Below are 13802 nucleotides of genomic sequence, written 5' to 3' on the forward strand. Positions count from 1 at the left end.
ATTTTATGCCGATAAAAGAAGTATTGGCCGCTGTCATGCCGAACTTGTTTTGGCATCTCACTAAAAAGGTTGTGACTTTGCACGAAGGATTCTGAAACAAGTTCAGGATGACTAATCTCAATTTTAGGCCGATAAAAGAAGCATTCAATTCAAATCCACAAAAAAAAGCCTCTCCCAAAAATAGGAGAGGCTTTAAAATTTAAAAGGAGAATAAATTATTCTGGTTTGTCAGTGTTGCGTGCATCATTTTCTGCACCTTCCATCTGTTGTTTCAGCTGAGCCAAAACACTTAAATCACCTAAAGTTGATTTCTCTACAGAATCTTTAACTTTTTTAACAGCAACGGTTGAAGCTTTTGCTTCTTTTTTGCGTGTGTTAAACTCTTCCATACGGGCTTCTGCGCGGGCATCTTCCCAAATACGGGCGTGAGAGATCACAATCCGTTTGTTTTCTTTGTTAAATTCAATCACTTTAAAATCAGCAACATCTTCTGTTTTTAATGGCTTGCCATCTTCCTGAATTGCATGTTTTGTTGGCACAAAACCTTCAACTCCATAAGGTAAAGCTACAACAGAACCTTTATCTGTTACTTTGATTACCGTTCCCTGATGAATAGAATCTACGTTGAAAATGGTTTCAAAAGTATCCCATGGGTTTTCTTCCAGTTGTTTGTGGCCTAAGCTCAGTTTGCGGTTGTCAACGTCAAGTTCTAAAACTACAACGTCTAATACTTCGCCAACTTTGGTAAACTCGTTCGGGTGGTTTACTTTTTTAGACCATGACAAGTCAGAAATGTGGATCAAACCATCAATTCCGTCTTCCAACTCTACAAACACACCAAAATTAGTCATGTTTTTAACAGTTGCCTTGTGCTGGCTGCCAACCGGATATTTGGTTGAGGCCTGCTGCCAAGGATCTGGCGTTAACTGCTTGATACCCAATGACATTTTACGTTCATCGCGGTCCAAAGTCAATACCTGGGCTTCAACTTCATCACCAACTTTCAAAAATTCCTGCGGGCTACGTAGGTTTTGGGACCATGACATTTCTGAAACGTGGATCAAACCTTCAACTCCCGGGATAATTTCCAGGAAAGCCCCATAATCTGCAACCGTAACGATACGGCCTTTAACTTTGGACCCGATCTGGATTTCTTCAGACAAACTTTGCCAAGGATGCGGCGTTAACTGTTTCAATCCTAAAGCAATACGTTTTTTCTCATCATCAAAATCCAGAACAACAACGTTCAGTTTTTGATCTAAAGACAACACTTCACGCGGATGCTCGATGCGGCCCCAGGAAATATCGGTAATGTGCAACAAACCGTCCACACCGCCTAAATCGATAAATACACCGAAATCGGTAATATTTTTAACTGTCCCTTCTAAAATTTGTCCTTTTTCCAACTTGGCAACAATCTCGGTTTTTTGGTTTTCCAAATCATCCTCGATCAATACTTTATGGGAAACAACAACATTTTTAAATTCGTGGTTGATTTTAACAACCTTAAACTCCATCGTTTTGCCTACGTAAATATCGTAGTCGCGGATAGGTTTAATATCGATCTGAGAACCTGGTAAAAAGGCTTCTACACCAATAATATCTACAATTAAACCACCTTTGGTCCTGCTTTTTACATAACCTTCAATGATTTCATCTTTTTCTAAAGCTTCATTAATGCGTTCCCAAGAGCGCTGTGTTTTTGCACGTTTGCGGGAAAGGACCAACTGACCATTGGCATCTTCCTGTGATTCAACAAAAACATCCACGCTATCGCCTTTTTTCAAATCAGGCATATCGCGGAATTCAGACACAGAAACCAAACCATCAGATTTAAAACCGATGTTCAATACCACGTCTTTACTGTTGATGGTAACTACCGTACCGCTGATGATTTCGCCTTTGGTAATGGAGTGAAATGTACCATCGTACAGGTGTTCCATTTTTTCGCGGTCCTCATCAGAGTAATTACCGAATTTTTTTTCGTCAGCGTCCCAATCAAAATCACCGGCCGGTTGTGCCATGTTTGATTTGATGGATTCGATCAATGTCGAATCTGCTTCTGATTCAATGTTTTCTTTCTCCATAAAACGGGTTGATCCGTCCTGAAGTTCAGCTTGTTTTGCTTGAAGTTCTTTTTCTGCTTCTTGTTTTTTTGCCATTAAATAATTTATCTCCTTTTCCCGAAATTGATCGGGCTGCAAAAATAAAAAACTTTAAAGCTAAGTCAAAAACTTTTTTCGCTATTTAATTGATTTTGAAGCGATTTTATTCAGTAGAAAACCAATGTGACCTGATAAATTAGCCTTGGATCAATAAATGTTCCGTTTCGTCAAAAATCAGCATATATTCTGGAGCTAAAATATTTCTATAAAACTTAACTACTTCTGTTACAGCCGCTTCCTGGCTTTTTGTAAATGCGTTTTTCCAGATGCGGCTGCAAATGCCCTTCAATGCATGTGCAACACTGTCCGGCTGCCTATACGAATACAGGTATTTTTCATGGATAAAAGAAGCATAGAAGTTTAAAAATTTCTGCGGATGAATCTGGTTCAGCACCAAAAAATCAGCAATTTTTTCTGGTTCTGCGTTTTTTAAATGGTCGTAAAAATCATCTGCAAAAACAGTATGGCTTGATAAAAGCAAATTATCCAGGATCAGTTCCAGCGCAATATGGCCCAGAAAAAACGGTTTCACTTCTGATTCGGTCAAAACCGGCACAAACAATAATTTAAGCTGATGTGCATGGGTTTTGAAAAATAGTGAAGAGTGGAAATGCCGGTCAATTTCAATATGTTTTTTCCAACCACTTATAATTGAGGTGATTGCAGGATTATTTTGTGACGGCAAACGTTCAATTTTGATCTGCGCTTCTTTATCTGCATTCCGCAACAGATCGGGCATTACCGAGCCCAATACGTGGTAAGCATCGTTGCAGTTCCGATCGAAATAAAAGTGCGATAAAAAGTTCATCACCTGTAAATATACAAAACGGGATTACAAAAAATCCAATTTTTACCCCATAAAAGAAGCATCGTTATAAAACATGCTTTTGGCCGATTCTATTATCTTTGCCGCTTTTAATTGCTACGGAAATGAATTTTTTGGAAGAATTGCGCTGGAGAAAAATGCTGCATGATTGCACGCCCGGCGTTGAGGAAAAACTGCAAAACGGCATGGTTTCTGGCTATATTGGTTTTGACCCAACGGCAGATTCTCTGCATGTGGGCAGTCTGGCGCAGATCATGACGCTGATCCATTTCCAGCAGGCCGGCCACAAACCTTTCGTTTTAGTTGGCGGCGCAACGGGTATGGTGGGCGATCCTTCGGGGAAATCTGCCGAGCGTAATTTGCTTTCTGCGGAGGTTTTGCAGCATAATTTAAACGGAATACAAAGTCAATTAGAAAAATTTTTAGATTTTAAGAGCGGAGAAAACCGGGCGGAGATTGTAAATAATTACGACTGGTTCAAAAACTTTTCATTCCTGGATTTTATTCGTGATGCCGGAAAGCACATCACTGTTAATTATATGATGGCCAAAGATTCGGTGAAAAAACGTTTGGAAGGCGAAACCGGCATGTCGTTCACCGAATTTTCGTACCAATTGATCCAGGGTTACGACTTTTATTATTTGTGGAAAAACCGCAATTGCGTGCTGCAAATGGGTGGTTCCGACCAGTGGGGAAATATGGTTACCGGCACAGAACTGATCCGCAGAAAAGGGCAGGGGGAAGCTTTTGCGATAACTACGCAACTGATTAAAAAAGCCGACGGCAGTAAATTTGGTAAATCCGAAGGCGGAAATATATGGCTGGATCCTGAAAAAACTTCACCTTATCAGTTTTACCAGTTTTGGTTAAATGCTAGCGATGAAGATGCCAAAAGTTATATGCGGATTTTTACCCTGCAAAAACAGCATGAGATTGAAACTTTGGAAACCGAACACGATGCTGCGCCACATTTACGGATTCTGCAAAAAGCTTTGGCACAGGATATTACGACACGTGTTCATGGCGAAGCGGAATATGAAAAGGCAATCAAATCTTCCGGATTTCTGTTTGGAAACATTGGGATTGAGTTTTTAAACGAACTGCGCAATGAAGAAGTTGAAGCTTTATTTGCAGGCGTACCAAACTTCAGCTTAAACAAAAACGAACTGGAAAAAGGTATTTCGGTGGTTGATCTTTTAGCCGAAAAAGCAAAAGTTTTTCCGTCAAAAGGAGAAGCTAAAAAAATGCTGACCGGCGGCGGTGTTTCTATCAATAAGGAAAAGGTTTTGGCGGATGCTGTTTTTACCGTACAAAATTTGATCAACCAAAAATATTTGGTGGTGCAAAAAGGAAAGAAGAATTACTTTTTACTGGTTGTGGAGTAGTTGAAATTGTTTAAGTTTGGATATGCAAGTTTCAGAAATTCAGTTATTTCAAATTTTAAAAGAGAAGGTTGGCGAAGAACAGGCCAAAACTCTAACGGAATATGTTGAAGCCAAAATTGAAAAACAGTTTGAAATCAAAAAAGACGGCCTGGCTTCTAAACAAGATATTGCTGAATTAAAGATTGAAATTTCAAATGTGAGAAATGAATTGAAACTTGAAATTGGAGACTTAAAGATAGAATTGAAAACAGACATTGCGAACTCCCGTTCGGATACTATAAAATGGATGTTTCTATTTCTGTTTGGCCAATTGGCGGCAATTTATGCAATAGTTGAAATTATACTCAAAAAATAAATCCCTACAACTCACTCAGCAACTCCAATTTTTTCTGATTGTATTCTTCCTGCGTAATCAAACCGTTGTCAAACAGCATTTTCAGTTTTTTTAACTTGGCAGTTAGTTCATCAGGTTTGGCTTCCTCAACTGGTTTTGGTGCAACTGGTTCTAGTTGGATTTGAGTTGGCGCAAAGCGTGGCAAATCCGTATGGATCGTTCCTGAAGCGGCCCGTTTTTCTTCCATATCGCGCTGGCGGCGTTCTTCGCGTTCGGTCTGCTCCCGTTCCTGGCCGTATTGATATAATTTCCGGGCTTGGATTTTCGGCAAAAAATCAACGCTGGTTTCCGCGCCGTTTAAAGTTTTAATGCTGAAAACTGCGCCTAAAATTTCTTCTTTCAGCTTTACTTCGATCACATCTTTCCACACAAAATCAATAAATTTTATCGACAAACCCAGGTTTGCGGCCGTAAAAAAGAAAATACGTTTGTTGGTGATCGCCACACAATCCGGCGTAATGTTCACCAGCGGTTTTTTCTGCACGGCGATGTAGATAATTTCCTCGCCGCCGTTCAGCAAATCGTTCAAACGCGAATAAACTTTTTCTACGGCTTTGGGTTCCTGCTGATCTTTTAAAAACTGCTCAATCATTTTAAAGGAAATTTGTTGCGCAAAAGTAGTGTTTCGATCCGATTTTTAGTCGATAAAAGAAGTACGGGTTTTTCTGTCATGCCGAACTTGTTTCGGCATCTCACAGGACAGGATTATTACTTTTTACGATAGATCCTGAACCAAGTTCAGGATGACAAACTCAATTTTATACCGATAAAAGAAGCATCAGCCAACCAGCAAATTGCAGCCGCGGACGTCCGAAAAATCAAACCGCCCCAAAACTTCAAACATTTGGTTTGGGTGGATTTTACCCAGGTCCTGCGTCGCAATAAACGAGCAGGAATTGATATTGGCCAGATCGATCACGTTGATGCCGCCGGTTTTTCCGTTGGGCAAAATCGTGAACGGATCATTCGTATCTCGGATCAAAACTTTCATCCAGGGCACACAATTAAACAAACCTTCGCCCAAAGAATACGCCTGCGAGAGCAGTTCCGTCATGCCATATTCTGAGTGGATGGCCGGCACGCCAAAACCTTTGCAAAGCGTTTCGTGCAGTTCTTCGCGGATCATTTCTTTGCGGCGGCCTTTCATTCCGCCCGTTTCCATAATTATTAATTCCGGGAAATCAAGCGGGTGTTTTTCGATAAAATCCAGCAGCGCAAACGTAACGCCAATTAAAATAGTTGGTTTGTTATTTCGCTGAAGATCAAGTAGTTTTGATAATAATTCTTCATCATTATATAGATAAAAACCGCTGTCGTGGGTTTCGGTCGCGGCCATCAAATCCTCCACCATATAAATCAGCGACGAGCCCGAACGCTCCAGATAGGAGGGCAGCAACGCCAGGAAAGCGTAGTTTTGTATATCACCATAAAATTGCTTAAAGCCTTTGCGGAAGCTGTTTTGGTACCAGGAAACATCGGTGATCAAATGTCGGCTGGTTATTGTTCCGGTTGTGCCCGAACTGGTAAAAGTGATTTCCGGGTTTTGGTTTTGACTGAGAACGGCCTGCGTTTTAAAAAATTCTATCGGTAAAAAAGGTATCGTTTCGAGTGTTTTTATTTCTTGCGGATCAATTTTTAAGTTGAAAAGATACGATTTGTAAACCGCGCAATGCTCTGCCTGAAACCAGAAAACCTGCAAAGCCTGTTCTAAAAACTGTGCTTCGTTTACGATAGAAAAAATGGCGTCTTGCTGCAGAAGGATCATCCGCAAAGATAAGCCGGAAATTTAGCTTGTAAAAACAGTATCAGTTTAACAAAAAAAAGAACTGATCTTTGCCGGAACAATGTTCTCCGCAAAATTTTTTTATTTTAATAATTGTTTAAACCGAAGCCGCTTTCAAAACCAAATCCCTTACATCATCGGTCATTTCTATTTTCAAAGCTTCCTCAATTCCGCGTGAAGAAATCTTTTTCAAAGTCTTTTTTAAAATATCGATCATTTTTTCTTCGCTGTGTTTTTTGATGAAGTCATCTAAATAAAATTCCACAAAAACTAAGCAAATTACATCTTCAATTAGTTGTGTGTCCGGGTTTTGCCCAAGTTGTTTTTTCAGCAAAAGTGCTTTTACTTTCGAGATTGTTTCTTCATCATAACCCAAATCGCGCAAAATCGGTCCTGCCACTTTGGTATGATGGATTTTGAGCTGACTGCGCCAAACCAGATAACCGGCACGGTCCATCGGATAAGCATCCCGGGCAATTTCCCAACGGCCAATATGCTGGCAACGAACGGCCAACTGCATATATTCCGGTGCATCGGGCGCATAATCGTTCAGCTTTTTGGTCATCCGTTCGGCATACAATACTTCTTTTGGATAGGTTTTTTCTGCGGAAATTTCCCGGTTCGGATCATTGGCATTATAAGCATCAAATCTGGCAAAAGGCTGCTGTAACTGGGTGAAAGACATGTTTTAAAGATACAGTTTCGGCTTGAATAATAATCAATGATGCTGTTTTTACCGCCTATTTTTCATCAACCAAAACCTTTACCGTAACCAAAAGCTGGCCAACATGCCGCTGTGTATGTTCGGCGGCATGGATCAGCAAACCGAAAACGGTGGTAGGCAATTGTTTCCGGCCTACGCCCCGCGGTTCGGTCAGGGTTTTTATATCGATAATTTTTAGTTTTTGAAGGGAAATTTCAATCTGCCGATCAAAAATTCCGACCAGTTGCTGTACCGTAAAATCGCCGGTTTTTTCTTCGGCATTCAACCAGTTTAATTGTTCGTCATTTAATGGTTTTCCCTCCGCATAAGTAAACATCCGATCCAAAACGCCCGTTAAATGCTGCAGGTGAAAAGCCAAAGAAGCAGCACCGCCCGGCCGTTCAAAAAGCAGGTGTTTGGGGAAATTTGCGGTATATTTATGTACATCTTCCCGGGCCTGCTGCAAGGCAAAAGCAATTGGCTGCAATAAAACCGGAAACTCGTTTTGCGCACCGCGTAGCCAGACTTCCGGCTCTTTTTCTGCCATAAAATTATATGCTAAAAAATGTACCGGATGCCGCACCACGGGATTTCTTCCGTCAGCATGTTTACAAAAGTATCAATCATCCGGCTTTTTAATTTATGCTGATAACGGATGTTGATGCCGCCAAACATGCTGCGTTTGGTTTCCTGAAATTCGGGCAGCCACAGCAATTCTTCTGCCTTTGGGTTGATGCCGAGGTTGGTGATGTGCTGCGCTTCGTTGTGCGTTAAAAAAATCACTTCGCATTGCATTTGCGCTTTCACATCCGGCCGAACGGCGGCGTTTAACTGTCGGAACAATTCGCGGTAATCTTCGCGCCAGTCGCGGTCAGAATTTCGGATCCGGTCATAAACAATCACCGGCGAAAAATTAACATGCACTTCATAACCGGCATCAAAAAAAGCATTGATGGATTGGATGCGTTTTTCGATGTTGTCCGTTCGCACATCAACTAACTTGCTGATCTCCGCAGGCATTAAACTCAGCCGAACCCGTACTTTTTGCTGCGGATCGAAATCCAATAAATCCGTGTTCACAAACTTGGTGGCAAAAGTAGCTTTGGCCCGCGGATGGTTTTTGAAATACTCCAATACTGTTTTTATGCCACTAAAAATGGAATAATCTACAGACAGATCGGAGTTGCAGCCAATATCATACGTGTAAAAAAACGGGTCGGTCTGGTTTGGGGTTTTTGGCCAGGGCTGCGCCGTTACGTGCTTGTCCACGGCTGCCAAAATCTCATCCGTGTTGGTAAAAATCGTGATCGGGTTGATAGACTTGTGCCGATCAACATAACAATACGCGCAACCGGCATAACAACCGTTGGCCAGACTGGGCGCAATAAAATCAGAACTTCGGCCGCTTTCCCGGATAACTTTCGATTTCAACCGCCCTAAAACCAGCAGATCAGATTTCGCTTTATAATGGTTCAAATCTGTTTCCGGCAACTGGTTATGCTGCTTTACTTCCTGCAAAACGGCTTCCGGAAACTGGCTTGCCAAATCCTTTCCGCGCTCGTTCAAAGCATCCGGCGTATAAAAAATTTGTTTTGGGTTAAAATCAGGCATGTTTATTTTTTATCCAATTCGGGTTTTTGCGGCGTTTGCGAAACCAGCCAGCCGGTAGCATACATCCATTTGCTCATTTTTGCGAGTTTTTTGATGTCGATGCGGTCCGGTTCATCTTTTGGCGTATGGTAATCTTTATGCAGCAATGTGGTGAAAAAAATAGACGGGATTCCGGCCTGCGCATACGGCAAATGATCACTTCGGAAATACCAGTTTTCGGGATGTTTGGCATCGTCCCAGGAAAAATCGACTATAAAATGCGTTAAATTTTGGTTGGCTTTCATGGCCATATCCACTAATTGTGTAGAGTTTTTGTGCGAAGTTGTGCCGAGCAAAGCTGCCGAGTCCGGTGCGTTCCGGCCAATCATATCTCCGTTTAAAACTGCCACAATTGCTTCTTTTTTCACTGTTGGATGCGCCGAGTACCAGCGTGAGCCCAGCAAACCGCGTTCTTCAGCACCATGCCATACAAACAAAGCCGAACGCTTGCCGGGCTTGGCACTCCATGCACGGGCAATGGCCAGCATCCCAACTGTAACCGAAGCATTATCGTCCGCACCGTTCCAGATTGAATCCCGGTCAACCGGTACGCCAACGCCATCATGGTCGTGGTGACCGCTGAAAAGTACGTATTCATTTTTTAATTTCGGATCAGTCCCAACTGATTTTGCCACCACATTTACCGATGGATACAAATTGGTTTCTGCCCGGAAATCTATTTTTACCGTTGCGTTGGCCTGCTGCAAATCTGCTGCAAAAGAACTTAAAACTACGACAACCGGAACTTGTTTTTGATTTGAAACCGGCGTGCCTTCCAACTGGTACAAACCTTCCTGATAGTTATGGCCAACAAAACCCAGCGATTTTTCCGTTTGCTGATCGGCCACCAAAATTACCGCAGCAGCACCGTTTCGGCGCAAGGCCAAACTTTGCTGCCGCACGGCCAGCGAAGTATAGCGCAATCCCCACAAACTCATCCACGAAACCGGCAGCGGATTAGGCGGTACTATTTTTACCGCCACAATTTTGCCCTGTAAATTTTGAGTCGTGTCTGCCATCGAATTAAGCCAAAAAACCGGTCCGTTCAAATGCGTTTCAAGCGGTTGCGTCGGCCACACTTCTCTCCACAATTCCAGTTTTTTTTGGTTGATGGAAAACGTGCCATTATCTGCCGTGATGGTTCTTTTCAGGTTATAAAACTGAAAATACGTGCCATCATCCCCGGCAGGTTTCAAACCGGCTTCCATTGCTTTTTGGGCAACCCAAACGGCGGCGCGCAATTCATCAAGCGTTCCGGCCCTTCTTCCACGGAAAGCATCTCCAGCCAGTTCAAAAATATCTTTTTTCAGGTCTGCTTCTTTTATCAGGGATAATCCGGGCGGGTTTTGGGTTGAAGGTTTAGCCGTTGATTGCCCGAAACCCAGATCAAAAATACCTGCTAAAAACAGTGTTAGTAGTAATTTTTTCATAGCTGGAAAATTTGAAAATTTGATGAATAAATCGGATGAGGCTTGTACTGTTTTTATCGGATAAAAATTGTTCATTTCGGAAATAACGAAACACGCGAGATTGTTTTTTATATCTTTGAATATCCATGGCATTCCTGTATCCCGCATTTCTGTTTGCTTTGTTTACGCTGGCCATTCCGGTCATCATCCACCTGTTCAATTTCCGGAAGTATAAAAAAGTTTATTTTTCCAACGTACAGTTTTTAAAGGAAGTAGAAAAACGGCAATCTTCGCGCAGCAAACTTAAAAACCGGTTGATTTTGGCTGCCCGGATGCTGGCTTTGTTTTTCCTGGTGATGGCTTTTGCGAAACCTTTTTTGCCTTCCGGGGATATGCAAAATACTGGTAAACAGGCTTTTGTAAGTATTTTTGTAGATAATTCCTACTCGATGCAAACTTTAAACCGCGAAGGTTCGCTGCTGGATGAAGCCAAACGCCGCGCCAAAGAAATTGCTTCTGCCTATGGTTTAAATGATCGATTTCAGTTGATAACGCAGGATTTTGAAGGCAAACAGCAGCGTTTTATCAACCGCGAAGAATTTGATCAAGCCGTGGATGAAGTAAAAATCAGTCCGCAAAGCCGCACGTTCCCGCAAATTCTCGCTCGGCAACAGAGTCTTTTGGAAACGCAAAAAAATTCAGTCCCAAACCTTTACCTCATTTCAGATTTCCAAAAAAACATGGGTAAAAACAGCATCGGCTCAAGTCAATCCAAAATTAATCTTGTACGGATTTCGGCCAGCGCGCAGCCCAATATCGCGGTGGATTCTGTGTGGCTGGTTTCACCTTTGCACCAGCCCAACGCCACGGAAAAATTAGTTGTCCGGCTGCACAATTACGGCGATGAAAAAGCGCAGAAAGTACCAGTCAGGCTTTCCATCAATGGCGAAACCAAAGCTTTGGGCAGTTATTATCTGGCTTCGCGGAGTTTCCGGCAAGACACGCTTCGTTTCTCGGGCTTAAAAGCGGGCTGGCAAAACGGAAAAATCGAGCTGAACGATAACCCGGTCACATTTGACAATCAGTTTTATTTTACCTTTTTGGTGCAGCGGCAATTGCCCGTTTTGCAAATCGCAGATCAGGTGCCCAACCGTTTTATCAACGCGGTTTTTGCTTCAGATGCTTTTTTTAAGGCTGATTTTTCACCGGCCGGGAACGTAAATTATGCCGCTTTGGACAAATATCCGGTCATCTGTTTTAGTGATGTAAAAACAGTACCGGCCGGTTTGGCGCAGCAGTTGCAGGCGTATGTAAAGCAGGGAGGCACGCTGGTGGTTTTTCCGGCTGCAGCGGCGGACCTGACATCTTACCAAAACTTTTTACAGTCCTTAAATGCGGATTTTCCTGAAAAATTAATTGTTGGGAATACCAAAGTTGCTTCTTTAAACCTTAAAAACCCTTTTTTTAAAGATGTTTTTGAGCGGATGCCCGAAAACCCGGATCTGCCTCAGCTTAAAAAATATTTCGGCTTGAGTTCCGGCTCCCGCAACCTCCGCCAAAACCTGATGGAACTGCCCGGAAAAGTCTCTTTTTTAAGCGTTTACAATTTTGGAAAAGGAAAAGTTTACCTTTCTGCCGTGCCTGCTCAGGAAGATTTCAGCAACTTACCGCGCCACGCTTTATTTGTGCCGATGCTGTTCCGGATGGCATTGCTGAGCGGCCATGACCAGCCTTTGTTTTACACCTTGGGCGAAAACGAATTGCTGGATGTTGCGCCGATTGTGCAGGCCGATCAGCCGCTGCATCTGCAAAAAGGAAATATTTCGGTGATCCCGGATGTGCGCCGCCAGGAAGGGAAAACGCAGCTTTATGTGGCCGATCAAATCCGCGAAACGGGCAATTACAAACTGGTTTTGAAAGACAGCGTGCTGGCACAAATCGCATTTAACGACAACCGTCAGGAATCGGACCTTAATTATTTAACAGACAATGACTTAAAGCACGAATTTAGGTCGGTAAAAACAGTATCGGTTTTGCCGGCCGGAAAGCTGTTGCTGGCCAAACAAATTGCAGCCATAAATTTGGGCGTGCAGTTATGGAAACTTTGCCTAATTTTGGCGCTGCTTTGTGTGGCTGCCGAAGTGTTGCTGATCCGTTTTTACAAGGTCAGTCCGCAGCAAAAACTGGTTGCCGTTTAATTCGCAAAAATCATAAAAAGCATAAATATTGATGAACCTGTTGCTCAAATCTGTTAAAATTATTGATCCGAATGCTGTTTTTAACGGGCAAATTTTGGATGTTTTGATCGAAGATGGCAAGATCACAAAGATTGCAGCAGCTATTCAGAATGATGCAGAAATGTTTGACGGACAAGGCTGTAGCTTATCTCCCGGCTTCTTTGACCTGAACTGTAATTTTGGCGAACCGGGTTTTGAAACCAAGGAAGATATGCAAACCGGTACGCTTGCCGCATCAGCCGGTGGTTTTACCGGCGTAGCTTTGATGCCAAACACGCTGCCGCCTGTACATTCCAAGTCCGAAGTGCAATATTTGATCAATCAATCCCGCGGCAACCTTGTAAATGTGTATCCGCTGGGCGCAATATCCTACAAAACCGAAGGTAAAGACCTGGCCGAAATGTACGATATGTACCGCTCTGGCGCGCTGGCTTTTACAGACGGCAAACGCCCGGTGCAGGATGCAGGTTTGATGGAGCGCGCATTATTATACGCGCAGGGTTTTAAAGGTTTGGTTTTTTCGTACCCGGAAGACAGTTCCATCGCCGGAAAAGCAAAAGTGCATGAAGGCGTGGTGAGCACGTTGCTGGGCATGAAAGGCATCCCGGCACTGGCCGAAGAACTGATGGTGTCGCGCGATTTGTATTTGGCCGGATACACCAATTCCAGGGTTCATTTTACCACAATTTCTACGGCGCAGGCAGTTGAGCAGATACGAAAAGCCAAAGCAAAAGGGTTGAAAATTACCTGCGATGTGGCCGCGCATAATTTGGTTTTGACGGATGAAGTTTTGATGGGTTTTGATAGTTTGTACAAGGTGAAACCGCCGTTGCGCACGCAGCAGGATGCAGATGCGCTGCTTGCAGGTTTGCACGACGGGACAATTGATGCCATTGTTTCGCAGCACACGCCGCACGAAATTGAGTTTAAAGACGTGGAGTTTGAAGTGGCCGAATTTGGCATGACCGGTTTGCAAACGGCATTTTCGCTGGCGGTAAAAGCCGGTTTGGATGCGGGTTTGATCGTGCAGAAAATGTCCGTCAATCCGCGTAAAATTTTAGGTATAAAAGAAGCATCGGTTGCCGAAGGGGAACTGGCAAACCTGGTTTTGTTCAACCCAAAAAGCAACTGGAATTATAACGGTGAAAACAATCAGTCCAAATCATTCAACTCGCCGTTTTTAGGGCAGGAAATGACCGGAAAAGTATTGCTCACCATTAACAATAATCAAGTTTATAAATCTGCATAAT

The 13802-nt window shown here is 43.0% G+C and carries 12 protein-coding genes; 4 read left to right on the forward strand and 8 right to left on the reverse strand.

What is annotated here, in order from left to right; genetic code table 11:
• Window positions 1–215 precede the first annotated feature (215 nt).
• Window positions 216–2162, reverse strand: coding sequence for a 30S ribosomal protein S1 (rpsA, locus tag ACOFKR_RS08810; RefSeq protein ID WP_419800429.1), 1947 nt, complete (start codon window positions 2160–2162; stop codon window positions 216–218).
• A 139-nt stretch (window positions 2163–2301) separates the two neighbouring features.
• Window positions 2302–2973 carry an ACP phosphodiesterase gene (locus ACOFKR_RS08815; protein ID WP_419800430.1) on the reverse strand — a complete coding sequence of 224 codons (672 nt, stop codon included), beginning with the start codon at window positions 2971–2973 and terminating at the stop codon, window positions 2302–2304.
• 122 nt (window positions 2974–3095) lie between these two features.
• Here ACOFKR_RS08815 and tyrS point away from each other — a divergent pair, with 122 nt between their 5' ends.
• The gene (gene tyrS / locus ACOFKR_RS08820; protein WP_419800431.1) at window positions 3096–4376 is read left to right on the forward strand and encodes a tyrosine--tRNA ligase; all 1281 of its coding nucleotides are present in this window, start codon (window positions 3096–3098) and stop codon (window positions 4374–4376) included.
• A gap of 22 nt (window positions 4377–4398) precedes the next feature.
• A complete protein-coding gene (locus ACOFKR_RS08825) occupies window positions 4399–4731 on the forward strand; it encodes a hypothetical protein (protein WP_419800432.1) in 333 nt (110 codons plus the stop codon).
• 4 nt (window positions 4732–4735) lie between these two features.
• Here the strand turns inward: ACOFKR_RS08825 and ACOFKR_RS08830 are convergent, their stop codons facing one another.
• The 6 genes from ACOFKR_RS08830 to ACOFKR_RS08855 all read right to left on the reverse strand — a co-directional run bounded on the left by ACOFKR_RS08830 (window position 4736) and on the right by ACOFKR_RS08855 (window position 10336).
• Window positions 4736–5362 carry a PH domain-containing protein gene (locus ACOFKR_RS08830; RefSeq protein ID WP_419800433.1) on the reverse strand — a complete coding sequence of 209 codons (627 nt, stop codon included), beginning with the start codon at window positions 5360–5362 and terminating at the stop codon, window positions 4736–4738.
• Between the two features lie 186 nt (window positions 5363–5548).
• Window positions 5549–6535 (reverse strand): acyl transferase, encoded by a 987-nt coding sequence (locus ACOFKR_RS08835; protein WP_419800434.1) that lies wholly within the window; start codon window positions 6533–6535, stop codon window positions 5549–5551.
• A 115-nt stretch (window positions 6536–6650) separates the two neighbouring features.
• Window positions 6651–7238, reverse strand: coding sequence for a DUF4202 domain-containing protein (locus ACOFKR_RS08840; protein WP_419800435.1), 588 nt, complete (start codon window positions 7236–7238; stop codon window positions 6651–6653).
• 55 nt (window positions 7239–7293) lie between these two features.
• On the reverse strand, window positions 7294–7803 hold the full coding sequence (locus ACOFKR_RS08845; RefSeq protein WP_419800436.1) for a DinB family protein: 510 nt from the start codon (window positions 7801–7803) through the stop codon (window positions 7294–7296).
• Between the two features lie 11 nt (window positions 7804–7814).
• Window positions 7815–8867, reverse strand: coding sequence for a spore photoproduct lyase family protein (locus ACOFKR_RS08850; RefSeq protein WP_419800437.1), 1053 nt, complete (start codon window positions 8865–8867; stop codon window positions 7815–7817).
• A 2-nt stretch (window positions 8868–8869) separates the two neighbouring features.
• Entirely contained in the window at window positions 8870–10336 is a 1467-nt protein-coding gene (locus tag ACOFKR_RS08855) for a M28 family metallopeptidase (RefSeq protein WP_419800438.1), read from the reverse strand.
• Window positions 10337–10461: 125 nt separating this feature from the next.
• Between ACOFKR_RS08855 and ACOFKR_RS08860 the strand changes: the two genes are divergently transcribed.
• Both ACOFKR_RS08860 and ACOFKR_RS08865 read left to right on the forward strand, forming a co-directional pair.
• Complete coding sequence (locus ACOFKR_RS08860; RefSeq protein ID WP_419800439.1) at window positions 10462–12513, forward strand: BatA domain-containing protein; 2052 nt, start codon at window positions 10462–10464, stop codon at window positions 12511–12513.
• A gap of 31 nt (window positions 12514–12544) precedes the next feature.
• Window positions 12545–13801, forward strand: a complete 1257-nt coding sequence (locus ACOFKR_RS08865) for a dihydroorotase (protein WP_419800440.1) — start codon at window positions 12545–12547, stop codon at window positions 13799–13801.
• Window position 13802: the final 1 nt, after the last annotated feature.

This window comes from Mucilaginibacter sp. (assembly GCF_965201005.1).
In the GTDB taxonomy this organism is placed as follows: domain Bacteria; phylum Bacteroidota; class Bacteroidia; order Sphingobacteriales; family Sphingobacteriaceae; genus Mucilaginibacter_A.

What these genes read in the sequence shown, in the direction of transcription:
- rpsA (WP_419800429.1), bottom strand. Translation starts at nt 2,162, where the DNA reads ATGGCAAAAAAACAAGAAGCAGAAAAAGAACTTCAAGCAAAACAAGCT.
- ACOFKR_RS08815 (WP_419800430.1), bottom strand. Translation starts at nt 2,973, where the DNA reads ATGAACTTTTTATCGCACTTTTATTTCGATCGGAACTGCAACGATGCT.
- tyrS (WP_419800431.1), top strand. Translation starts at nt 3,096, where the DNA reads ATGAATTTTTTGGAAGAATTGCGCTGGAGAAAAATGCTGCATGATTGC.
- ACOFKR_RS08825 (WP_419800432.1), top strand. Translation starts at nt 4,399, where the DNA reads ATGCAAGTTTCAGAAATTCAGTTATTTCAAATTTTAAAAGAGAAGGTT.
- ACOFKR_RS08830 (WP_419800433.1), bottom strand. Translation starts at nt 5,362, where the DNA reads ATGATTGAGCAGTTTTTAAAAGATCAGCAGGAACCCAAAGCCGTAGAA.
- ACOFKR_RS08835 (WP_419800434.1), bottom strand. Translation starts at nt 6,535, where the DNA reads ATGATCCTTCTGCAGCAAGACGCCATTTTTTCTATCGTAAACGAAGCA.
- ACOFKR_RS08840 (WP_419800435.1), bottom strand. Translation starts at nt 7,238, where the DNA reads ATGTCTTTCACCCAGTTACAGCAGCCTTTTGCCAGATTTGATGCTTAT.
- ACOFKR_RS08845 (WP_419800436.1), bottom strand. Translation starts at nt 7,803, where the DNA reads ATGGCAGAAAAAGAGCCGGAAGTCTGGCTACGCGGTGCGCAAAACGAG.
- ACOFKR_RS08850 (WP_419800437.1), bottom strand. Translation starts at nt 8,867, where the DNA reads ATGCCTGATTTTAACCCAAAACAAATTTTTTATACGCCGGATGCTTTG.
- ACOFKR_RS08855 (WP_419800438.1), bottom strand. Translation starts at nt 10,336, where the DNA reads ATGAAAAAATTACTACTAACACTGTTTTTAGCAGGTATTTTTGATCTG.
- ACOFKR_RS08860 (WP_419800439.1), top strand. Translation starts at nt 10,462, where the DNA reads ATGGCATTCCTGTATCCCGCATTTCTGTTTGCTTTGTTTACGCTGGCC.
- ACOFKR_RS08865 (WP_419800440.1), top strand. Translation starts at nt 12,545, where the DNA reads ATGAACCTGTTGCTCAAATCTGTTAAAATTATTGATCCGAATGCTGTT.